The organism is Nannocystis pusilla, from assembly GCF_020073745.1.
GTDB lineage: Bacteria > Myxococcota_A > Polyangia > Nannocystales > Nannocystaceae > Nannocystis > Nannocystis radixulma.
Window position 1 is genome coordinate 17,196 of the sequence record NZ_JAIRAU010000035.1, and the last position, 22,857, is coordinate 40,052.

Below are 22,857 nucleotides of genomic sequence, written 5' to 3' on the forward strand. Positions count from 1 at the left end.
CGAGTCGCCAGGAACAGGCGCTCGCGGACATCGTCGCCGGCCGGCGTGCTCGCGACATGGACCGAACGGCTCGGTTGGAGCGGATTGATCGGAGGGTCGGAGTGATGACAGACCACAAGCGGACGTGGACACGAGGGACTCGGACGGCAGGGGCACTGATGGTCGCGGCGGCGTGCTTCCTGGCGAGCTCGCCTGCCGAGGCCGGATTGCTGCTACCCAGCATCACGATCAACAAGCGTGTCGACTTCGTGGTCACGCTGTCCGACGATCAGGACTACACCGTCGCCGGGCATTTGTCCATGAAGCTGGGCGGCACGTGCGGGCTCTTGCACGATCGGACCCTGCAGGTGCTCCTTCACGGGGGGACATACGACCACGAGTACTGGGACGCCCCACAGATCAACGGCGAGCGCTACTCGTACGCCGACTACATGACCGAGCGGTGCTACGCGGTCCTCGCCCTCGACATGCCCGGCACCGGCGCGTCGAGCGCTCCGCCCGGCGATCTCGTCGACCTCGCGGAGAGCGCCAGCGCCCTGGATCAGGTGCTGGGGCAGGTGAGCGGCGCCTGTTCGCTGTGGGACCTCGTCTTCGACAAGGTCGTGCTCGTCGGCCACTCGATGGGCACGATCACCTCGGTCTACGCGCTCGGCAATTACGGCCCCGTCGCCGACGCGCTGGTGGCGACCGGATGGGCCCACGCCCCCCGGATCATCCCGATCGACCCCGAGGCCTTCGCCGAGCCGCTGCAACAGCCTTACGTGGCGATCCCGCCGCCCGTCCGCGAGCTGCTGTTCTACTACCCGCCGACCTCGGACCCGGACGTGGTCGCGTACGACAACGCCAACATGGTGTCGGGGCTGCCGCGCGGGCTGCTGCTCGACGTCCTCGACATGATGGGCGCGCTCGCCGTCGGCGACCCGGAGATCATCGACGCCCTGTCCCTGGTCGACCAGGTCGAGGTCCCCGTGCTCACGCAGCTCGGCGAGTACGACATCATCGCCTCCGCCGCGGTCGCCGCCGAGGAGGCCTCCTTCTACAGCAGCTCGCCCTCCGTCACGGTGCAGGTGCTGTCGGACATCGGCCACGACCTCAACCTCCACCTCAACCGCGAGGAGGGCTGGGCGCAGATCGACGCCTGGCTCGCGGCGACGGTCGGCAAATAGACGCAGCGGCTCGCGCGGCGACCGCCGACGCCGATGAATCACGGTGCAGTGATTCACCCCCCGGCGCGCCCCGGCCCGCGACGCGCGAGCCGCTGCGTCCTATGTACATAGGCGGCGCGACCGAAGTCCGCCGCGGCGGGGTCGCGCCGCGCGCCCGTCAGCGCGACGGCGGCACGACGTAGCGCAGCTCGATCATCCCGCGCGGGAATCGGGTCACCGCGGTGAGCTCGAGCGGCCCCGGCAGCGCCGCCGGCAGGAGCGGCGCCCCGGCGCCGAGCACCACCGGGATCACCGCGAGCCAGATCTCCTCGAGCAGGCCGCGGCGGGCGAACTGCGCCACCAGGTTGCCGCCGCCGACCAGCCAGATGTGCTTGCCCGCGGCGGCGCGCACCATCTCCTCGTGCACCGCGCCGACGTCGTCCGCGGTGAAGCGGATGTCGGCGCCCGGGAAGCCCGGCAGCGTGCGGTGCGTGAACACCCACGTCGGGATGCCGACGTACGGCCACTCCTTGAGCCCCTCGCCGAGGATGAACTCGTAGGTCGCCGCGCCCATCGCCAGCGCGCCGACGCCGGCGAGGAATGTCTTGTAGTGAGCCTCGACGCCCTCGACGTCGTTGAACTGAAACAACCATTGCAGGCCGCCCTCGGCGTCGGCGATGAAGCCGTCGATGCTGGCCGCCACGAAGTACTGGGTTCGCGTCATGAGAAGAGCGTGGCGCGAGACCCTGACAGGACCTGTCAGCAATTTTCCGGCATCATGCGCGCATGCGGTCGAGCCGGCTCCTCGCGTTGCTCCTCGTGCTCCAGCGGCGCCGGCGGGCCACCGCCGCCGAGCTCGCCGAGGAGCTCGAGGTCTCGGTGCGCACGCTCTACCGCGACGTCGCCGCGCTGGTGGCCGCCGGTTTCCCGCTGTGGACCGAGCCGGGCCCGCACGGCGGGATCCGCCTGGTCGAGGGCTGGCGCACGCGGCTCGACGGTCTCACCGCGGAGGAGGCGAGCGCGCTGTCCCTCTCGGGCGCGCCGCAGGCGGTCGCCGACCTCGGCCTCGGCGCGGTGGCCCTGTCGGCCCGCGCCAAGCTCGACGCCACGCTGCCCGCGGAGCTGCGCGACCGGGCCGGGCGGATCCGGCAGCGCTTCCTGCTCGACGCGCCGGCCTGGTTCGCGCGACCCGAGCCGCTCGCGGCGCTGCCCGCCGTGGCGACCGCGGTGTGGGAGAGCCGCAAGCTCGAGCTGCGCCACGGCGGACGCCCGACGAGCCGCCGTGTCGACCCGCTCGGGCTCGTCCTCAAGGCCGGCACCTGGTACCTGATCGCGCGCTCGCGCGGCGACATCCGCACCTACCGGGTCGGCCGCATCGATCGCGCCGAATTGCTCGCCGAGGCCTTCGTGCGGCCCGACGAGTTCGACCTCGCCGCGTGGTGGACCGCGTCGTCGGCGGCGTTCGATCAATCCCTGCTCGTCTATCCCTGCCGCGTCCGCCTGTCGCCCGCGGCCCAGAAGGCGCTGCCGCGCGTGGTCCCCCACGACGCCGTCCGCCGCATGCTCGCCGACGCAGGCCCTCCCGACGCCGAGGGCTGGCGCGAGCTCGACCTCCTGCTCGAGGGCGAGGAGGTCGCGGCCGACCAGCTCTCCGGCCTCGGCGGCGGCGTCGAGGTGCTCGCGCCCGCCGAGCTGCGCCGCCGCCTGCACCTCGTCGGGATCGAGATGGCGCGCCGCAATCACCCGTGCTGACCGGCGCCACGGACGAGGTGCGGCGCCGCGGCGGCCTTGCTACCCTCGCGCCCCTTCGGAGGGCAGCACGCATGGAAAGATTCGACATCGATCAGGCGACCGCGGGGGAGACCGCCCGCGCCGTCGCCGACGGCACGATCTCGGCGCTCGAGGCCTGCGAGGCGGCGATCGCCCGCATCGAGGCGCGCGACGACTCGGTCCACGCGGTGGTCGTCCGCGACTTCGCGCGCGCGCGCGCGCGGCGGCGCGGGCGTTCGACGCGGCGGGGGGCGACCGGCGCCGCTTCCCGCTCGCCGGCGTGCCGATGACGGTCAAGGAGTCCAACGACCTCGCCGGCCTGCCGACCACCTGGGGCTTCGCCGAATTCAAGGCCCTGCCGGTCGTCGCCGATTCGGTCGCGGTGGCGCGGCTCAAGGCGGCCGGCGCGATCGTCCTCGGCAAGACCAATGTGCCGGTCGGGCTGGGCGACTGGCAGGCCGCCAACCCGGTCTACGGGCGCACGCTCCACCCCTACGACGCCACGCGCACGCCCGGCGGCTCGTCCGGCGGGGCCGCGGCGGCGCTGGCGGCCGGCATGGTGCCGCTCGAGCTCGGGTCCGACATCGGCGGATCGATCCGCGTGCCGGCGCACCTGTGCGGCGTGTTCGGCCACAAGCCGACCTACGGGATCGTGCCGATGACCGGGCACTCGTTCCCGGGCACGAACGGGGCCGAGCCCGAGCTCGCGGTGGTCGGGCCGATGGCTCGCAGCGCCGCCGACCTCGCGCTCGCGCTCGCGGCGATCGCCGGCCCGGGCGACGATTCGGCGTATCGCCTGGAGCTGCCGCCGCCGCGTCACCGCGTGCTCTCGGAGCACCGCGTGCTCGTGCTCGACGCCCACCCGAACGCGGCCACCGACGCCAGCGTGCGCGAGCCGATCGCCGCGCTCGCCGAGGGGCTCGCCCGCGCAGGCGTGACGGTGCTGCGCCGCCACGACGCCCTGCCCGACCTGGCGCAGGCCCACGCCGATTACCGCGAGATGCTGCTGCCGATCATGACGCGCGGCACGCCGAACGCCGCGCCCGTGAACGCGCACGTGTGGATGGCGCTCAAGGACGCGCAGGCGCGGCTGGTCCGGCAGTGGCGGGCGCTGTTCGCCGAGGTCGACGTGGTCCTCACCCCGCCGTTCGGCGTCACCGCGTTCCCGCACGACGACCGCCCGGACTGGGCGGCGCGCCGCCTCGTCATCGACGGCGCCGAGACGCCCTTCGGCGTGCAGCTGGCGTGGCCCGGCGTCGCCACGTACCCCGGCCTGCCCGCCACCGCGGTGCCGCTGGGCTTGACGCGCGAGGGCCTGCCGACCGGCGTGCAGGTCATCGGCGCGCCGTTCGCCGACCTCACGACGCTCGGCTTCGCGGGCCTGCTCGAGCAAGCCGGCCTGGCCGCCGCCCCGCGCCCGCCGCGGTGATTCATCATATGTCCCTCGGGACATTCATCATTCATGACACGAGCGCCCCGGGCCGGGGGCGCTCCTGTCGTTCACCCCCGCCGCATTCGCGGTGGTGCGACGGCGCCGCCGAATGGAGCAACCGGCGCACCCCGCTTCCTCGGTGATTTCGGCGCGCCTGTTTCGCCGCCTGCAGCATCCGTCTGGACCGCGGCGGACTCCGTCGGCGCCCTCGCGGTCGGGAGCGCGACGCTGCGATCACTCGCAGGCGCCCTGACAGCAGTCCTCGTCGGTGAAATCGGCGCAGACGTACGGCTGGTCGCACTCGCCGTCGCCGTTCCACGGGCACGGGTCGAGCGGCGGGCCGCTGTCCTTGTTGCCGGCGACCTTGCGGTCGCCGGCGACCTCGATCGTGTCGGCCCAGGCGACCGCGTCGGCCTGCGGCAGCGCGGGATTGACGACGACCACCAGCCGCCCGCCGATGCTCTTCAACCCCGCGAGGTCGTCCAGGCCCGGCAACGACGCGTTGTCACCGATGTACACGTCACCCGTCACCTCGGCGAGCCCCGACAGCTCCGGCATGTCGACCAGCGCGTCGTTGTGGTACAGCCGCAGCGACTCGAGCGAGGTCACGCCGGCCAGCAGCGTCAGGTCGACCAGCTCACTGTTGAGGAAGAGATCGACGTGACCGAGCTGCTGCAGCGCCGGCAGCGGCGCGAGGTCGGTGAATTTGCTGTAGCTGACGGTCAACGAGCCCAGATGAGTGAGCGACACCAGCGGCGACAGATCGTCGAAGGGCGCGCTCGAGATGTCGAGACCCCCGAGAGTCTGCAAATTCGCGAGCGCGCCGATGTCGACGAGGTTGTAATTTCCGACGAACCTGAGCGAACCACGCACGTGCGTCAGCGACTCGAGCCCCGCGAGGCTGGTGAGCGGGTTGCTCTCGAGGGCGACGCCGTGGAGCTCGGACACGCCGGCGAACACGCCGAGGTCGGCGACCGCGGTGTTCGTCAGCGCGAAGTCGATCGCGTCGTGCCAGTGGACCATGAGCCCGTCGAGCGAGTTCAGATGTTGCAGATAGGCGAACCACACCAGCGCCGGCTCGCCGCCGGGCTCGCCGATGGTGGTGAGGGACTCGAGCCCGTGGAGGTCGGTGATGAAGAGGTTGTCGAGCTGAAGCCCGGCACCGACGCGCTCCAGGCCGCGCAGGCCGGCCAGGTCGGACAGGCCATCGCAACCCGAGACCCGCAGGCGCCCGCCGATCTGCGTGATGTTGTGGAGGCCCTCGAGCGTGTCGATGCGGTTGAAGCCGACGATGGCAACGGACCCCGGGACCTCGGTGAGGTTGGAGAACGTCAGCAGATGGGCGACCTCGACGTTCGTCAGCTCGAGCCCGCCGACGTGCTCGAGCGCGGCGAAGGCGTCGAGCGAGGTGAGCATCGACTCGAGAGCGTGCGTGTACCCGCCGACGGTCAGCCTGCCGGCGATCCGGCGCACGCCCGCGAGCGGTGCGAGGTCGGTGACATCGCGCCCCACGGTGACGTCGCCGGGAAATTCGGCGCAGCCGGCCACCGCGACGACGTCGTCCTGCGTCTTCAGGAAAACGTCGCTCTCGGGGCACTCGCCCACCGGAGGCGACGAGGTCGTGCCGCCCGCCTCGCCCGTCAGCGTGGTGGCGTCGTCCGTCGTCGTCGTCGGCGCCGCGCCCGTGGTGGTCGTCGTCCCGGTCTCGCTCGTGGTGCCGGCGTCGCCTCCGAGCGGCGGCGGCGTACAGGCGACCAACAGAGCGACGGCATTCGACCAGCGCATGCGTCTTCAGGCTACCGCCGCACGCATGCGGCGTCCAGGCCCCTCAGCTTGCGCGCGGTGTCCCGCACGAACGTGGCGACGTGCCCGGCGGCCGCCTCGTGCATCAGCCCGTCGCCGATGATTCGCCTGCCGGTGTCGCCTTGACGATCAAGTATCGCAGCGGCGCGTCGGTCCGCTCGTTGCGCAGCTCGAGCGACGAGCGGAACGGCAAGAACACCACCGAGCCCGGACCGAACGGCAGCACACGTCCATCGACGATCGCCTCGCCGCAGCCGGTCAGGCCGATCACGATCTCCGAGTCGCGCTGCTGCACGTGCCGGCCGACGTGGCCGCCCGCCGCGAGCACGCACGACAGCACCGACGTGAACGGCGGCGCGCTCTGCCCGGCGAGCAGGTCCCAGACGAGGACCTCGCCGTGACCGCCGAACAGATCTTGCCGCTGCGAGGGTGGGCCGTGACCGATCTTCATGAAGGCGAGCGTAACACCGACTCGCAACTCGAGCGTGCCCCGGCGAGCGCGAAGAAACGGGCCCGCTCGCCGAGGCCGACCGCCGGCGTCAACGACGACGACGGCGGACCCATAGCAGCGCCGCCGCCACGAGCGGCCAGCTCGCGCGCTCCGCTCCCAGCGAGCAACCCCGTGTGTCGAGCGCCGGCGGCTCCTCCGGCTCGCGCCTCTTCTGACACTCCGAGAGATCGCGCATCACCGGCCGCTGCGGCACCTTGGCGAGGAGGCGGTCGCGCAGGCCCTGGAAGTGTGCGACGTACTCCTGCTCGTCGCTGCGTTGCCGCGCCTGGAGCTTCACCTGTGCGAACGCGAGGAGCTCGTCGGCGGCCGCGAGCACGCGGCGATTGTCGTAGCTGGGCATGCAGTCGAACGACTGCTCGTAGGCGTCCACGGCCTCCTCGACCATCGTCGGCGCCTTGCCGACGTGCTCCGGCATGGATTCGAGGAGGCTGTACACCCCGTGGTCGAGGACGGCGGCGATGCGCGCGTACTCCCGCGACACCCTGCCCCGCGCGTCCATGTCGCTCTCGAGCACGCCGCCGCACCAGCCCTCGCCCTTCAGCGCCTCTCTGCGGGAGGATGCGCGCTGAAACACCTTCTTCCAGTCGATCTCCTTGGCGGCCGCCGCCGCGGCTTCGGTCGAGGCGAATACCGCGAGAGCGACGACGATGAACAGCCCGTGGACGTATCGAATCATAGCGGGAGCCTCACAATGGCGGTATGCGGCCCTGCTGCCTTGATGCCGGCGATCGATCGACCCACCAGGCCCTGCAGGGCTTTTTGGATGCACTTGCCCGGGATACTGTTCGCGTCGGTGACGACGCCGGTCCCGGTGATGCGACCCTGCGCGTCGGCCCAAATTTGCACGGAGAAATCTTTCTCGAACGCGACCCTCTCTCCACATTTCGCAAATTGCTCCTTGTGCTTGCGGAGGAACTTCTGCACGAGCTGTTGCGCCGAGGCTTTCGGGTCGGGCGGCGGTTTCTTGGGCGGCCGCGGTTTGGCGGTCGACTCGCCGACCTTGGGCCTGAGAGACTCGTCACGTGGGCGTACGACGGACTTCGGCGACGAATTGCTCGTCATCTCCTCTGCGGCGTCGACGCTCGGTTCAGGCTCGGGCTTCGGCGCCGTCGGCAGTTGCTCGGGCTCCGGCGCCGTCGGCAGCGGAGCCTCGATGTTCGGCGCGTTCGCCAGCAGAGGCTCGGACGGCGACACGGGCCCGGCCTCGGGGGTCTTGACCGGCGGGCGTTCGACCGGCGGCGCGTCGGGCTCGTCCGCCACCTCCAGGACCACCGCCGGCCCAGGCGACCGCGGCTTCGCCTCCGCCACCGGTCGCAAGAGCTCGCCCAGCACCCGCACCCCTGGCAGTTCGATCATCGCCATCGTCATGCACGACAGCGAGAACAACATAAAGCCGTGCGCCAGCATCAGTGCCCGGTGGAGCGCGCGCGGCAGCGCGTGCGGCGGCTCGGGCGGGTAATACGGGGCCGTCTTGGTGCCCGCGTCATGCTCCCGTGCCTCGCGCTCGGCGGCCTCGACCGCGCGCAGGGCGTCGGCGAGCCGTGCGGCGCTGGCCCAGCGAGCCGCGGCCTTCTTCTCCAGACAACGCAGGACGACGTGCTCGAGCTTGTCGGGTATGTCGACATCGGGGGCGATGAATCCCATCGGCGGCGGCGGCTGCTTGCAGTGCTTCTCGAGCAGGTGCCATGGATCGTCGCCCTCGCCCAGCACGAACGGACGCCTCCCGGTGAGCAGCTGGTACATCACCACCCCGAGGGAGTAGAGATCGCTGCGCGCGTCGACCTTCTCGCCGCGCGCCTGTTCGGGCGACGCGTACTCCGGGGTGAACGGGGCGCTCTCCGCGGTGCCCGTCCGCGGATGCGCCTGCGGATCGCGCGAAGCATCGACCGCCTTGGCGATCCCGAGGTCGAGCATCTTGACGAAATCCCCGGTCTGACCGCCGCGTCGCAGCAAGAAGACATTGCCGGGCTTGACGTCGCGATGGACCAGCCCCTGCCCGTGCATCGCCGCGAGAGCGCGGCAGATCTGCAGCGACAGCTCGACCACCCGCAGCCAGGGCATCGGACCCGGCCGGTCGCTGAATTCTTGCGCCAGGCTCCTCCCCTCGAGGAACTCCATGACGAAGAACGGGATGCCGTCGTCCGTGATCCCGCGATCGCTGACGTCGGCCAGGTGCTCGTTCCGCACCTGCGCCGTCACCCGCGGCTCGAAGTGAAACCGCGCGACCATGCTGGTGTTGCTGCGCCACACCTCCTTGAGCACCTTGACGGCGACACGCTTGTGCAGCTCCTTATCGGTCGCCTCGTAGACGGTCGCCATCCCGCCCGAACCGATCTGCCGATGCAAGAGATAGCGATCTTTGACGAGGCGGCCGGAGAGATCTGGCTCGATCATGATCGTCGTCCTTTACGGGGCAGGGGGATTCTGGAAGCTCGTCTGAATGCAAAGGAGCCGGTGAAATGTGTGGCAATCTGCCGGCTGAAATGCGGACCATTTGCTGTCTTTCAGCGCTCCCTTCCCTATCCCCCCCGCCATCTTTTTGTTGCTTTCTGGTTCGGGGCATGAAGGCTTGTGCCACGAACCATCCGGCTTCGTCCAAGACCAAAACGTACTGTCGTCCTCGGATACATCCGCTCCCGTCTCATCCTTGAGGATAGCGGAGAGGAGTTTCTTCTCCGGCTCTGAGAACCAGCCGCTCGTCAATCCATCCCAATCAGCCGCCACGACGCCTCCTCCGACGAGCTCGAATTGGAGCGAGTTTAGCTCGGCGTTCGCGCCGACACGCGACGCAGCGTGGGAAACCTCTGTGCTCAACCAAGCCTGGAAGGTGCCTTCGAGGCAGGCGTCCATTGCGAGGCTCTGGCACCGCCAATTCGCTCGATTTATCGCAAGTCCCTCATTGCCGAGGTTTTCGTTCTGCCCTTCCATCTTCCCGTTGAACTTGCCACTGGTCAAGAACATGAGTCGCCCAGCTTTATTGTCCCCCGTCGTCTCGGAGGTACCTCCCGACGACGAGTCTGACGTGCTCGTGCTCGTCTCGCTCGTGCTCGTCTCACCCGTGCTGGAGATCGACGCCACCATCCACATCGTCGAGTCCCCCGTGGTCACCTCGGTGATTCCCGTCGTTGTCGCGTCCGCACCGGTCGAGAGATCGATGCCCGCACCCGTGCTCGTGCCCGCACCACCGTCGTCCTGCAGGTACAAGCTGTTGCAACCGCACCCGAGGGAAAGAACAACCGTCAAACTTCTGCTCGTCATGGCGAATCCCTCACCTTCTCTTTAAAATTCGAGTTGAAGCGGAGCGAGGCTGCGGATGCGGGCCTTCCTCGCATACCGCTCGGATGTCTTGCCGCGACGGCGCTCGAGCCCGATCCCGGCGAGCGAGCCGACCAGCAGCGCCGCGCCTGTCCCGAGCAGGAGCATGGCGGGGTAGACCTCGGTCTCGTAGCCGTGCAGGTCGAGGCGATCGAAGGCCTCTGCATCGAGCCGGGATTTCTGGCGCGTGAACCACGACCACGTCGCCACTCCGGCCCCGGCCGCGGCCAGGGCTCCGCCGAGCGCGACCTCACCGAGCCAGGCCCGTCGCCGCAGCTCGCCGCGCCGCGCGTTCGCGGTCAGCGACGTGACGATGAACCCCGCAGACGCCCCGAGAGCCAGGCTGCCGAGCATCATGCCGTCGAGGGGCGCGCGCACGGCGAACGGCTTGCACTCCGTCGAGTACGCGCAGGCGTGCGCCGCAGCGCGGCCGAAGCCGAGCGCCAGCCCGCCGCCGACCGCCAGCGCCCCGCCGGCGATCCCGGCGCCGAGCGCCAACGGACGCAACGGGGGCTTCCGGCGCGGCGGCAGCGAGGCCACGGGCTCGCGCTCCGGCGGCGCCGGCTGCCACTGATCCATCACGACGACTGGCTCGCGCGCGGGCAAGACCAGGTCGACCGACTTCTCGGCGTCTTCGATCCGCAGCTCCACCGTCTCCACCGCATCATCGTGGTCCGCCGACGCGCTCTCGAGCTGCACCTCCCACGTTCCGCTCTCGAGCTGGACCCCGTCCGCGAGGCGCTCGATCGGCACCACCAGCGGTGCACGCTCGCCGCTGCCACGAAACACCAGCCGCGCGCTCGTCCCGGTCGCCGCCGACATCGGCGAGACCGTCACGCGCAGCGTCGTCGTGCGTCGCTTCGCTCGCTCGATCCGCGAACGCGCCCGGTCTCGCAGTCGGTCCTCGACCTGCTCCGCTCCCGCCACCGCCTCCCAGTGCAGGATGGCCCGCGCGTCGTGTCCCAGCGCCTCGTAGGCCAGCCCGGCGAAGTACAGGTATTTCACCTGGCTCTCGGCGAGCGCCTCGAACGCGGCCGCGGCCTCGGTGAACTTGCGCGCCTCGTACAACTTCTCGGCCTGTCGCGCCGGCGAGGTGCGATCCGGCCTGGCCGTCGCCGGCGCGCTCGACAGCGCCAGCGCCAGCGACACGATGCAGGCAGGGGCGGCTCTCATGGTCCCACCCTCGCTTCCGCCATCGAGCAGCGCGGCGCCTGCTCTTGCACGTGCACGCAGATCTCCCCGCGCTCGCACCCGCAATCGCGCCCGCAATCGCGGCAGTTCTCGCCGCGGTCGCAGCAACCGTCGCCGCAGCGCAGCGGGTGCCCCGCGCCGCAGTCGCGCACCCTGGCGCGGGCCGACGCCGGCTCGTCCACGCTCGCGTTGATGTCGTCGATATCGCGCAGGAACGGCGGTTCCTTGCTCGCGCCGGCCTGCGTCCCCTCCTCCTCGGCGCGCAGGAACGGCGAGTCCTTGCTCGCGCCGGCCTGCGTCTCCTCCTCCGCGGCGCGCGACCTCGGCTCGGCACAGGCGGAAGTGCCCCGCTCCGCGCGCAGCAGATCGATCTGCCCCGACAGCACCGCGAAGTCGTCGGCCTTGAGCTCGCCGACGTGGTGCCAGCGGACCCGCCGCTGACAGTCGAACAGCAGCGAGATCGGCAAGCTCGCGTCCTTTACCAGCAGCCGGCTGCGCTCGAGCGTCGGGCGTACGCCGCCGTTGAGGCCGTAGTCGACCATGAACACGGTGTCGGCCGGCAGCGACGTGCGCACCGTGCGATGCGCCGTCTCGGCCGTCGACGCGTCGTCGACCATGACCGCGACGAAGCGTGTCTCGGCGCCCCAGCCCTGCTCACGGCGCCCGCGTTCGAACATGTCTCGAAGGCCAGGAAGCTCGCGGTTGCACGGCTCGCACCAGGTCGCCCACAGGTTGACCAGCGTCACGTGCCTGGCCAGGATCGCCGAGGCCCTCAGCCGCTCGCGGCTGGTCTGCCCCTGCTCGAACCGCTCGACCTCGGCGTCGAGGAAGGCTCGCACCGGCACGCCCTTCAGCAGCGCCTCCAGCACCCGCTCCGCCTCTTCTGGTCGGTGCGGCTCGCTCTCGGGCTCGGCCACCGGCGTCGACGCGATCACGCGAGGCCCCACCTCTCGCCGCGCCGGCGACGGATGGGCCGAGCGCGCCTCGAACTGCTGCAGCGCTCGCCAGCTCCACACGATCACGCCGACGAGCGCGAGCGTGAGGACCAGTCGCCGCGAGCTGGCCAGCCGGTTGTGACGCGCGCGGGCGTCCTCCGCCTCCAGACCGGCGGTCCTGTCGCCGTCCGCGAGCTCCGGCGTAGCCGCGTCCTCGAGGTCGACCTCGCGGGCATCGACGGGCGGATCTTGCATCCTCACTTCGCCCCCAGCCGACACGGGATCGGCACCACGAACACTGTCTGATTGATGGTCTGCTTGAGCCAGGACTTCCACCTGGCCGAGATGCCGTCGCCCTGCTCGATGAGGCTGCGGATCATGTCCTGGTTCGACCTGTCCCACGCGATCGAGCGCGTGAGCACCTGATCGCCGTAGAACGTCGGTGAGAGCTGCTTGCGGTCGCCGAGCGCGAGCAGCTTGATCTTGGGATCGAGGCTGTCGCGCTCGGCCGGGGACAGCCCCGCGCGGTCGGTGGCCGCGACGATGAGCCGCTCGACCACCACCTTCGCCCGCTCGAGGCTGTACGCGTCGGCCTTCTTGCCGCCGCGGCTGGCCAGGGCCACCACCAGGACCGCCGACGCCTTCTGCAGCTGCGGCACCAGCGGGAGCAGCGATTCGACGTAGTACTCGGCCTCCGCCGCGTTCGGCCACGCCGGGGCGTTCACCGCGATCGCAGGCTTCCCGGCCGGGAAGTGGATCGCGACCGTGTCCGGAAACATGACCATCAGCTGGAGGAACTCGTTGTCGTCGATGGCCAGGCTCTTGAGGTCCTCGGCCTTGCAGCCGCTGAGGCTCCCGCACTTGCGCCCGATCTCCGTGAGGAACCGGCTCACCTGCGCCTCGTCGCAGATCGCCGGCTCCGGCCGTTTCACGGGCACGTAGACCGCCGTCTCCGGGTCGCAGCGCAGGCTCGGGCTCGGCGTGCAATCGCTGGCGCACGGATCGCCCAGCTGGCAGCGGGTCGGCCGTTGCCCGGCGACGCAGCGGCCGGCGATGCAGACCGAGCCCTCGTCGCACGCGTCTGCCTCGCCCTCCTCGCACTCGTCGCCGCCGCCGCCGCGTGGCTCGGCGCCCAGGACGTGACGCATGAGCTGAAAGCCGAATACCATCACCATGGCCAGGACCACCGCCGTCACCGCCGTCACGGCCGTCAAGAAGCGGGTCGAGCGCAGCTCGCTGCGGGAGATCCGGAAATCGTCGCTGACCGGCGGCCCCTGGAGCGTATCTTCGCGGCTCTCGCCGTCGGGGCCGTCGGAGCGGCCGACAAATCGTCGCATCGAATCCATGACGTGAAACTCCTATTCTTGGACCCGGGCCCGCGCCTTCACCAGGTACGCGGCGCGGTCGGGCATGTCCTTCGCGCCCTTGAGCATCACCAGCTTTTGCAGCGGCTCGCCGGATTCGTCGTAGAACACCAGGAATGCGCCGGGCGTCTCGGTCAGCTTCTGCTCCTCCGCGAACCGCACGTGCTCACGGATCTGCGCCACGATCTGCTCGTCGTATTCGAAGCAGTGCTGGAACGCGGCTTCGTCGGCGGCCGGCAATCCGACCGCGCGCGCGAAGCCGACGAGGTTCTCGCGGGTGAACAGCCGGCCTTCTACCTCCTGCTGCGCCGCGAACAGCCGCCTCGCCAGCTCGAGGCCGGCCCCGGGCCGCTGCTTCTCGATGCATTCGACGGCCCGCGCCGCGCGGCAGCTCTCGTGCTCCATCGCCCTCGGGCTGACTTGAGTGCTACCGGGCGGCAGGCACTCGCCCTCGAGCGGGAAGTGGTAGATCGCCACGCGGTAGTCGACGCTGCGCTCGCTCACCTCGCGCAGCCAGTCGTCGAACTCCCGCGCGCAGGCGGGGCACGCGAGGTCGACGAACAGCGCGATCTCCCCGGTCGGGGCGGTCGGCCCGGTTTGCAGCGTCGTCCCCGGCAATTCGCCGGAGGCCACGCAGCTCGGCTTCGGCCCGCTGCTGGCCGCCTGCTGGCGGTAAGCCAGGGTCTGCGTGAGCACCAGGGCGACGAACGTCAGCGCGACGAAACCCGCGGTCGAGGCGCGCTGGCTGACGCCGGTGAACAGCGCCCGCAGGCCGGCGCGATGGCCCTCGGGGTGCATCCACCACGTGATCAGGAACACCGCCGCAGTGATCCCGTAGACGATGACGCAATAGCTGCAGAGGCCACCGACCTTGAGCGCGGCGTAGAGGAACAGCAGCACGACGACGACCAGCCCCGCCCACGCCAGCCACAGGAGCAGCGGCCGCGCGACCGCCTGGAACCGCCGCGCCCGCCACATCAGGCCGCTCGCGAGCCCGAGCACGACCGCGTAATATGCGGTCGCCACGATCGAGATCGGCACGTCGGTGAACACGGTCGACCATTCGCTGCTGAGCACCTGCCCGCACGCGAATGCCCCGCCCAGCTGACACGCCGAAAGAATCGCCGCGTCGCATTCATGGGTCGATTGGAACTTCAGCAGGGTCAGCAGCACGCTCACGGCGATGCCGCAACCGCTGAGCAGGCACAAGATCGCCGCGCCGCCGACGGTTGGGTGCACCGAGAGCATTCCGGTGCGCGCGTAACCTGACCGAGATGGCATGACATCGACCATAGGAGAACCTCCCGAAGATTGCACCTGCATGGAAATTCAGCCGACAAAACCGGGCTAATCGACGACGTTCGAGTGTTCGAGCAGTAATTAGAATTACGTTAAGAACATTCAGAATCGACCAATCACGCGGAATCCGGACAGCGCGGGGAGGAAGTGGAACTGCGGCCGTTCGGGCTGGCCTTGTCGCGCCTTTCGCAGCTCGCGGCCACCGACGACGGTGAGTGTGACACCTACCGAGGCGCCGAGTACGGCCGTGACCACGCCGGCGGTCAACATCGTCTCGCCGCGACGCTCGAGCGGCGCCAGACTGGCGCGATAGTCATCGTATTCGGCGCCTGCGTATTGCGACCTGGCGTCCTCGAGCCGCCGCAGGGTGACCGCGCCGCCGATCGCCGCGCCGACTCCGCTCGCGGCGACGAGCACGAACACGCCGCCGGTGATGAGCTGCGTGCGACCGCGGCGGCGCTGCGCCAGCGACTCGCGCTGTGCTCGCACGAATGTCCCGAGCTCCTGGGCGGCGCGGTCGACGAGCGGCTCGGTCTGGGCGTGGATCGGCGCGCGCTCAGGATCAGCGCGCAGCGCCTCGGCTCGTCGGAGGTCGGCGTCGGCGCCGGCGAGACCGGCGGGCTCGAGCGGGGCCGCGGCCAGGTGCGCCTCGGCGGCCGCGAGGTGCAGCACCGGGTCGCGCTGCAGCGCCGCGGTCTGGCTGAGCCGCGCGGCCACGGCGGCGAAGCGCCTGGCGTCGAGCAGCGGCTCCACCTCGGCCAGCGCCTCGCGCCGCGCCGTCTCGGCGGCGACCAGCGCCGGATCGACACGCGGCGCCCGGGGAGCGGAGCCGCACTTCTTGCCCTTGCAGCGGCGCTTCGCCGACGCTGCCGTCCTGGCCCGCGGCGGTTGCTCGTGCAGGCCGCCGTCGCTGGCGACGATCGAGGAGATGAGGATGAACGCGGTGAGCATGACACACTCCTGTAGGTCGGCGGGTTGGCTACTGTGGGATGACCGGCGGCGGCACACACTTTCCGCGGTCGATGTTCGGGCTCGGGGTGCACACACCATTCGCGTCGAGCCGGAGCGGCCTGAGGTTGAGCGCGGCCGCGTTGGCACAGAAGTTGTCCTGAAACACCTTGCGGTCGACCGGCGCGTTCGGCAGCTTGTCGAGGCCTGTCAGCGCGCCGAAGTCGGAGATGACCTCGTCGAGCGTGAACCCGAATTCGGCGGCCGCGCGGCGCGCCGCGATGTCACGGTCGAACGCCTCGTGGATCGCGATCACCGGCTCCTTGCCGCCGACCAGCCGCGGCGCCCCGGTCTCCGCCGTCGCGTTGACGAAGGTGACGATGTCGCGCTGCTGGGCGGCGTCGAACTCCTCGCGGGTGCCGTACAGGCGGAGGATCTGCTCGCGCTCCGCCGCCGGAAAGGCCGTCGGCTTGCTCTCGACGTACGGCCGCACGTCGTCGACCGCCAGCCGCATGCCCTCGCTGTGACAACCCATGCAGCTCACGCCGTTGGTGACGATCGGCGACACGGGGCTCTCGTGATCGCTGACGATCTCGGCCGGCGCGCTGTCGAGGCACCTGTCGTCGGCGCCGACGATCATGTAGCCCTGCAGGCCGTTGGGCAGGGTGAAGATGATCTCGCCGCCGTCCTGGACGAAGTCGAGCGGGTTGGCCAGGATGTCCTTCGGCGCCTGCGGATCGCTGTTGCTCGCGAAGTCGTAGCTGAGCCAGTAGCCGCGGTAATTGCTGCCGGGGATCTCGTGGCGCTCGATCACCCGGTTGTTGCGCGACACGCCCGAGGTCTGCATCCCGGCGCGCACCACGTCGGCCGCGTCGAGCTCCTTCTCGCGGTCGAGGTTGGCCTCGATGTCGACGCCGAGCTGCGCCTCGAGCTCGCCGCGTGTCTCGGGGATGCCGAGGATCGCGTGGTAGAGCGGGGGCCGCGAGGCGGCGTCGATGAACCAGTCGCCGACGATCGAGAACACCGGCGCGCCGGTCAGCGCCTGCACCACCTCGGCCGACTGGTCCTCGTAGATCAGCGAGTACGGGTTGACGTCGACGATGTGGCCCCACAATTCCGCGGTCCACTCGTAGTCGATCAGGTCGATGCGGTAGATCGTCCGCTGCGGGTCGATCGCCACCGGGGTGATGATGTCGGGCCCGAACGACAGGTGATTGATCAGCTTGGCCAGCGCGTGGCGGTAGCCGTCGAGCTGCTCCTCGCAGTAGCCGGCGTTGTGCAGGTGCGTGAACGTCAGGTAGCGGGTCGTCGCCGCGCGGTCGAGATCGAGGCCGGCGACGTCGATCCGGATGGCGTCGAGCACCGCCTCGGTCGAGATCGGCTCGTTGTCCGTGCACCCCGGCGGCGTCACGACGCTGGGCGCGCCCTCGGGCGTATCGATCGGAGTGCAGTCGTCGATCCAATCCTGCACCGTCGCGAGCTCGTCCGCGGCCAGGCGATCGCCGCCCTGCGGCATGTAGCCGGTCTCGGCCGAGAGCCGGCGGTACAGCACCGAGTCCGCGGCGTTGCCGGTGAACACGAGCCCGTCCTCGATCAGGCTGTCGAGGTCGGTGACCGTCCCCAGGCCGCCCTGGGTCGCGCCGTTGGCGTGGCAGCCGGCGCACTTCTCGGTGAAGAGCCCCTTGACGTTAGCCCGCAGTTGCCCGCAGCGCGCGGCGTCGTCGACGGGTACGGCCCCGGTGTCGGCGTCGGAGTCGCCCTGGGCGCTGTCGCTGTCGCTGTCGCTGCCGCTGCCGCTGCCGTCGATCGTGGGCTCGGGGATCTGGCAAGCGGCGAGTCCGGCGAAGAGAAGCGCGCCCAGGGATTGGTGGTAGCAGGTTTGCATCGGAGTTCTCCTGTCGTCGGTCGAGAAGGATGGTGGGACTAGGCGGTGTGTTGATCGAGCCAGGCGAGCAATCGTTGGACCACGCGCGGATCGGGCCGTTCGGCGAGCTGGTGGTCGCGGAGTGCGGCCGCCACGATCAGGCGCGCGTAGTCGCGGTCGCGCACATACACGGTGCGCGCGAGGCACAGGCGGACGCGGGCCAATTGCGGCGAGTCGGGCCGCAGGTGGCGCCAAATCGCCGCGGCGCGGCGGAACGACGCCTCGGCCGCCTCGACCTGGCCGGTCCGCAGGCACACGAGCCCGAGCCCGAGGAGCACGTGGGCGAGCCCCGGCGACCCCTCCTCGGCGGTGCGCTCGAGCAGTTGCCGCGTCTGCTGGAACAGCCCGAACGCCTCCGCGTGCGCGCCGCGGCCGAGCACGGCCCATCCGAGGCCGGCGAGCGTGGTGGCGGTGAGCGGGTGGTCGGCGCCGAGAGTGTGGTGCTTGATCTCCAGGGCCCCGCGGTACAGGCTCTCGGCCTCCTCGAGGCGGCCCTCGGCGCGGGCGATGCACGCGAGGTTGTGCAGCAGCATCGCGTCCTCCACCGTCCATTGCGACCGCACGGCGCGCGCGAGGTCGAGGCCCAGCTCGAACAGCGTGCGGGCCTCCTCCTTGTCGCCGCGGGCCACCGCGACCACGCCGAGGCGGCCGAACGCCTGCGGCAGGCCGGCCTGCCCGCGAGACCCCGCCTCCTGGCGCCGCTTCAAGGCGACCCGGAAGTGCGTCTCGGCCTCGTCGAGCCGACCGCCGCACAGCGCGGCGTGGCCGAGGCGCTCGAGCGCCGTCACCTCGGCGCTGTCGCCGACCGGCTCGCACGATTCGCCGCGAGCCGTGCGGCAATTACGGTGCGCCGGCGAGTAGTAGAGGGTGGGCGACTCGTCACTCGGGTAAATCTGGGTGGACATCGTGGCTCCGTCGTTGCGACGAGGACCACCCTTGCACCCGGCGAACCCGACCTCTCACCGAGCAAGATCAACGGTTTAGGCGGTCTCGTCGCGCTTCCGCGGCCGCGTCTCCGCGGACTCGCAGCCGCTTTGCGGACGCGAGGCCGCATTCCACTCGCCGTATTGACCGGCGCGGACGCGGTGTGTCACTCCTGCGATGCGGTGACAGACGAACACATCGAGCACGAACACCCGCCGACCCGGGCTGCGCCGACGGGCCCCCGCCTGCCGGGCAGCTATCAACGCCTCGGACGGGTCCGGTTTCGCATCCTCACCGGGCCGAACGCCGGCAGCGAATCGCAGGTCGAAGTCGGACGCGAGCGGACGCTCCGCGGCGGCCGCAACGCCCTCAACGACATCGTCCTCCACGACGACCAGGTCAGCGGCTTCCACTTCTCGCTCGAGTTCACACGCGCCGGCATCGTCCTCCGCGACCTCGAGAGCACCAACGGCGTGTTCGTCCACGGCGTGCGCGTCCGCGAGGCGCTCGTCGATCTCGAGGCCGTCTTCAGCGTCGGCGAGACCGCCCTGCAGGTCACCGGCACCGACCACGTCAGCGTGTCGCTGGCCGAGACCAACCGCTTCGGCGAGCTGTACGGCTGGAGCCCGGTGATGCGCGAGCTGTTCGTCGAGCTCGAGCGCCTCGCCGCGCTGCCGACGTCACGCCTGCCGGTGCTCGTGACCGGCGAGACCGGGACGGGCAAGGAGTTGGTGGCGCGCGGGCTGCACGAGCGCTCGGCGCGGGCCAAGGGGCCGTTCATCGTCCTCGACTGCACGGCGCTGCCGCACGACGTCGCCGACGCGATCGTGTTCGGCTACAACCGCGGCGCCTTCACCGGCGCGGACGCCGACCAGCCCGGCGTGTTCGAGTACGCGAGCGGCGGCACGCTCTTCATCGACGAGCTCGGCGAGCTGCCGCTCGACCTGCAGGCCAAGTTGCTCCGCGTGCTCGACCACGGCGAGGTCTCGCGGCTGAACGAGCGCAACAAGGTGCGCAAGGTCGACGTCCGGGTCATCAGCGCCACCAACCGCGACCTCCGCCGCATGGTCGCCGAGGGGCGCTTCCGCCAGGACCTGTACTTCCGCGTGCTCGGCAAGCAGGTCGAGCTGCCCAGCCTGCGCGAGCGTGGCGACGACGTCGTGCGCCTCGCCGACCGCTTCCTCCGCCTCGTGTGCGTCCAGCTCGGCCTCCGCCACAAGGAATTCACGCCCTCGGCCCACGCCGCGCTGCTGGCTGCCAACTGGACCGGCAACGTCCGCCAGCTGCGCAAGGTGGTCGAGGCCGCCGCGCAGCTCACCGAGGCCGACTACGTCGACGCCACGGATCTCAACCTCGACATGTCCTCGCGCGCGACCCGGCCCGCGTTCCACGCCAGCCCGCTGTTCTCGATGCCGTGGGAGGAGGCGCTGGTCGACTTCCAGCGCGAGTACATGAAGAGCCTGATGCAGCGCGTCGGCACCCAGCGCGGGTGGATCAAGCAGGCCTCCGCGCTCGCCGGCATGGACCGCACCGGCTTCGTCCGCGCATTGCGTCGCCTCGGCCTCGCGCCGGCCGCCACCGGCGAACCGCTGGACTGAGCGACAAGTCGTCCATTGCAGACGGCGCCTTCCACACGCGCGAGGCTAATCGAGCGGCGCAATCGTTCGCGCCGCGAACGACACTCCTGACGTCGAGCCCTCGACCCGCCGCCCACCGCGGGCGGCGAACGCCGGACGCACGACCATGCATGCACTTCATGCCGAGACCCTCACCACCCGCGGCGTCGAGCTCGTCGCCGCCGCGCGCCTCCACGACCGCGCCCTGGACGTCCCGGCCGCCTTCGCGCTGAGGTTCCCGCAGGCCTGGCGACCACGCCGCCTGCTCAACGCTCACGCCGACACCATCGAGCGGCGCACGCTCGCCTGGCTCGCCTCCTACGGCATCGGCCGCGACGTCGCCGAGCGCGAGAAGCTGCGCAAGTTCGATTGCGCGATGTACGGCGGCTATTCACTGCCCGTCGCCGAGTTCGAGGCCGCGCTACTGGTCACGCAATTCATCTGCCTGTGGCTGTTCTGGGACGACATGCTGGTCGAGGAGGAGCTCGGCTGGGACGTCGACGAGATCGTGCGGGCCCTGACGAGCGGCGCCGCGGGGACCGATGATTCGCGCTACGTCGCCGCCTGGGCCGACATCGGCCGGCGCTTGCGACGGTCGCGGAGCGCGAGCTGGCTCGCGCGGCTGGGCGTGACGATGCGGCAATGGATGGAGAACGCAAAGGTCGAGACCGGCCTCGCGCGGGCGTTCAAGCGCGGCAGCTGCCCCGAGTTCTGCACCGCCTTCGACTGCCGCACCGTCAGCATCGGCATGTATCCGACCTTCCACTTGATCGAGCACGCCGAGGACAGCGAGCTGCCGGCGTCGTTCCACGACGACCCGGTCGTGGTCGAGCTCAAGCGGCTGGCCTCGCGCCTCGTCGGCCTCGGCAACGACCTCGGCGGCCTCGCCAAGGACATCGACCAGCGCTGGCTCAACCTCGTGCTGATCCTCGGCGAGCAGGCGTCCCTCCCGCTCGAGGCCGCCTTCGCGCGCGTGGTCGAGATCCACAACGAGGACGTGCAGCGCTTCGACCGCCTGTGCGCCGCCCTGCCGAGCTGGGGCCTCGAGACCGACCGCCGCGTCGATCGCTGGCTCCGCGCCGTGCACTACAACGTGCACGGCTTCACGCTGTGGGAGTCGACCGCCGAGCGCTACCAGGAGCTCAAGGCGATCGCCGGCGACAAGCTGCTCGTCGCCCCGGTGACCGCGCTGCAGGAGGCCGGCTGAGCCGAACCATTCGCCAAATCATCCACGGAACATGTCTCCTATGACATGTCCCATGGCACATCTCCCTCAGAACACGTGCCCGACGTCGACGTAGAAGCCGTTCGACTTGTCGGTCGGCGAGTACGCGGCGTCGAAGCGGACCAGGAAGGTCTCGCCCCAGCGCACGCGCAGGCCGCCGCCGGTGCCGAGCTTGAAGGTGCCGCCGTCGATCGACCGCCCGCCGAGCTCGGTCCGCCCGAAGTCCGCCCAGATCCGCGCGGCGTCGAGGAACGCGACCGCGCCGACGGCGAACTGGCTGTTCTTGATCCTGAACTTCCAGAACATGCTGCGCAGCTCGAGGTTCTGCATCAGCTTGATCTTGCCGGCGTAGCGCTGGCGCGGCACCCCGCGCAGCGACCAGCCGCCGCCCGGGCCGTCGCGGGGCATCAGCGCGCCGAAGCGGGTCAATTCGTAGAACGGCGCGTCGCCGGCGATGACGTCGGCGACCCCGCGGACCGCGAACGACAGGTACTCGCCGATGAACGACTTGAACCAGGCGCTGTTGAGCGTGAACGCGGCGTAGCGCAGGCCCTGCTGCACCCCGGGCGAGGCGCGGACGGTCAGCTCGGTGAAGGTCCCGCGGGTCGGCGTGTACTCGTGGTCGCGGGTGTCGAACAGCGCCCCGGCGCTCACCACCATGAGCATGTGCGGATCTGTCCCCTGGAGCAGGTGCGCCGTCGCCTGACCGTCCGGCGTGTCCATGGCCTTGAGGGCGATGTCCTGCTCGAGCAAGCTGCCGGGGTACGGGCGGACGATGTTGTAGGTGGTGTTGAGCCCGACCAGCGCCTCGATGCGGCGGCGCTGCTGCGGGGTCGAGCGGTCCCACACCTTGATGCGGGCGTTGAACAGCAGCAGCGGGTAGATGTGGTCGAAGCGGTGGTAGCGGCGCGCGGCCTGGTAGGCCATCAGGTCCTGGTCGGGGTCGAGGCCCTCCCACGGCTCGGTGGCCACCGAGTCGTTGCCGAACCCATAATAGCCGGTGTTGGCGAACTTGCGGAAGCCGACGCGCGCGGTGATCCGCAGCCGGTCGCCGGCGAGGCCGGGGAAGTCCATGTTGAGGTAATCGTCGTGGAACGGCACCTCGATGCCCTTGCCCGGGGCGCGCTTGGCGTTGGCCGACAGCAGCAATTCGAGGCGCCAGCGGTACGGCCGGTAGCCGGGCGAGAAGCGGGCCACGCTGGCGATCAGGCCGAAGCCGAGCCCGAGGTCGCTGTCGTAGCTGAGGGCCGGCAGCGCCCCGACCTCGATGCGCTCCGGCTTCGGCGGGCCCTTCGGCTTCTTCGGCTTCTTGATCCGCTCCCCGCGCGCCTCGACCACCGGCGAATACACCAGGCTCGCGCAGGCCAGCAGCGCGGCCAGCAGCGCCGGGGCCCGCCGGCGACACAATGCATATAGGTCCCGAAAGACAGGTGACGCGCGAGATCGATGTGGTAA

At 70.5% G+C, this 22,857-nt stretch carries 19 protein-coding genes; 5 read left to right on the top strand and 14 right to left on the bottom strand.

What is annotated here, in order from left to right:
- Positions 1-104: 104 nt before the first annotated feature.
- A complete protein-coding gene (locus K7C98_RS25960; protein WP_224194461.1) occupies positions 105-1,166 on the top strand; it encodes an alpha/beta hydrolase in 1,062 nt (353 codons plus the stop codon).
- 157 nt (positions 1,167-1,323) lie between these two features.
- Here the strand turns inward: K7C98_RS25960 and K7C98_RS25965 are convergent, their stop codons facing one another.
- The gene (locus K7C98_RS25965) at positions 1,324-1,869 is read right to left on the bottom strand and encodes a dihydrofolate reductase family protein (RefSeq protein WP_224194462.1); all 546 of its coding nucleotides are present in this window, start codon (positions 1,867-1,869) and stop codon (positions 1,324-1,326) included.
- A 62-nt stretch (positions 1,870-1,931) separates the two neighbouring features.
- On the opposite strand from K7C98_RS25965, the gene K7C98_RS25970 reads away from it, so the two are divergent.
- Together K7C98_RS25970 and K7C98_RS25975 are read left to right on the top strand one after the other, a co-directional pair.
- The gene (locus K7C98_RS25970; protein ID WP_224194463.1) at positions 1,932-2,897 is read left to right on the top strand and encodes a helix-turn-helix transcriptional regulator; all 966 of its coding nucleotides are present in this window, start codon (positions 1,932-1,934) and stop codon (positions 2,895-2,897) included.
- A gap of 154 nt (positions 2,898-3,051) precedes the next feature.
- Positions 3,052-4,344, top strand: a complete 1,293-nt coding sequence (locus tag K7C98_RS25975; RefSeq protein ID WP_224194609.1) for an amidase family protein — start codon at positions 3,052-3,054, stop codon at positions 4,342-4,344.
- 237 nt (positions 4,345-4,581) lie between these two features.
- Here the strand turns inward: K7C98_RS25975 and K7C98_RS25980 are convergent, their stop codons facing one another.
- The 12 genes from K7C98_RS25980 to K7C98_RS26035 all read right to left on the bottom strand — a co-directional run bounded on the left by K7C98_RS25980 (position 4,582) and on the right by K7C98_RS26035 (position 18,542).
- The gene (locus K7C98_RS25980) at positions 4,582-6,132 is read right to left on the bottom strand and encodes a leucine-rich repeat domain-containing protein (RefSeq protein WP_224194464.1); all 1,551 of its coding nucleotides are present in this window, start codon (positions 6,130-6,132) and stop codon (positions 4,582-4,584) included.
- A gap of 103 nt (positions 6,133-6,235) precedes the next feature.
- Positions 6,236-6,601, bottom strand: coding sequence for a cupin domain-containing protein (locus K7C98_RS25985; protein ID WP_224194465.1), 366 nt, complete (start codon positions 6,599-6,601; stop codon positions 6,236-6,238).
- A gap of 88 nt (positions 6,602-6,689) precedes the next feature.
- Positions 6,690-7,337: a hypothetical protein gene (locus K7C98_RS25990; protein ID WP_224194466.1), complete on the bottom strand. Its 648-nt coding sequence runs from the start codon at positions 7,335-7,337 to the stop codon at positions 6,690-6,692.
- Positions 7,334-9,055, bottom strand: a complete 1,722-nt coding sequence (locus K7C98_RS25995; RefSeq protein WP_224194467.1) for a serine/threonine protein kinase — start codon at positions 9,053-9,055, stop codon at positions 7,334-7,336. Before K7C98_RS25995 ends, K7C98_RS25990 begins: the two co-directional genes overlap by 4 nt.
- A 12-nt stretch (positions 9,056-9,067) precedes the next feature.
- Entirely contained in the window at positions 9,068-9,919 is an 852-nt protein-coding gene (locus tag K7C98_RS26000; protein ID WP_224194468.1) for a hypothetical protein, read from the bottom strand.
- A 21-nt stretch (positions 9,920-9,940) separates the two neighbouring features.
- Positions 9,941-11,149: a hypothetical protein gene (locus K7C98_RS26005; protein WP_224194469.1), complete on the bottom strand. Its 1,209-nt coding sequence runs from the start codon at positions 11,147-11,149 to the stop codon at positions 9,941-9,943.
- Complete coding sequence (locus K7C98_RS26010; protein ID WP_224194470.1) at positions 11,146-12,357, bottom strand: TlpA family protein disulfide reductase; 1,212 nt, start codon at positions 12,355-12,357, stop codon at positions 11,146-11,148. Before K7C98_RS26010 ends, K7C98_RS26005 begins: the two co-directional genes overlap by 4 nt.
- Positions 12,358-12,359: 2 nt before the next feature.
- Positions 12,360-13,448, bottom strand: coding sequence for a hypothetical protein (locus tag K7C98_RS26015; RefSeq protein ID WP_224194471.1), 1,089 nt, complete (start codon positions 13,446-13,448; stop codon positions 12,360-12,362).
- 12 nt (positions 13,449-13,460) lie between these two features.
- A complete protein-coding gene (locus tag K7C98_RS26020; RefSeq protein ID WP_224194472.1) occupies positions 13,461-14,705 on the bottom strand; it encodes a vitamin K epoxide reductase family protein in 1,245 nt (414 codons plus the stop codon).
- Between the two features lie 162 nt (positions 14,706-14,867).
- The gene (locus tag K7C98_RS26025) at positions 14,868-15,716 is read right to left on the bottom strand and encodes a hypothetical protein (protein WP_224194473.1); all 849 of its coding nucleotides are present in this window, start codon (positions 15,714-15,716) and stop codon (positions 14,868-14,870) included.
- 28 nt (positions 15,717-15,744) lie between these two features.
- The gene (locus tag K7C98_RS26030; RefSeq protein WP_224194474.1) at positions 15,745-17,598 is read right to left on the bottom strand and encodes a c-type cytochrome; all 1,854 of its coding nucleotides are present in this window, start codon (positions 17,596-17,598) and stop codon (positions 15,745-15,747) included.
- 38 nt (positions 17,599-17,636) lie between these two features.
- Positions 17,637-18,542: a tetratricopeptide repeat protein gene (locus K7C98_RS26035; protein WP_224194475.1), complete on the bottom strand. Its 906-nt coding sequence runs from the start codon at positions 18,540-18,542 to the stop codon at positions 17,637-17,639.
- 201 nt (positions 18,543-18,743) lie between these two features.
- On the opposite strand from K7C98_RS26035, the gene K7C98_RS26040 reads away from it, so the two are divergent.
- The gene (locus tag K7C98_RS26040) at positions 18,744-20,159 is read left to right on the top strand and encodes a sigma 54-interacting transcriptional regulator (RefSeq protein ID WP_224194476.1); all 1,416 of its coding nucleotides are present in this window, start codon (positions 18,744-18,746) and stop codon (positions 20,157-20,159) included.
- A gap of 145 nt (positions 20,160-20,304) precedes the next feature.
- Positions 20,305-21,384 carry a terpene synthase family protein gene (locus tag K7C98_RS26045; RefSeq protein WP_224194477.1) on the top strand — a complete coding sequence of 360 codons (1,080 nt, stop codon included), beginning with the start codon at positions 20,305-20,307 and terminating at the stop codon, positions 21,382-21,384.
- A gap of 66 nt (positions 21,385-21,450) precedes the next feature.
- Here K7C98_RS26045 and omp85 read toward each other — a convergent pair whose 3' ends face one another.
- On the bottom strand, positions 21,451-22,809 hold the full coding sequence (gene omp85, locus K7C98_RS26050) for an Omp85 family outer membrane protein (RefSeq protein WP_224194478.1): 1,359 nt from the start codon (positions 22,807-22,809) through the stop codon (positions 21,451-21,453).
- Positions 22,810-22,857 lie beyond the last annotated feature (48 nt).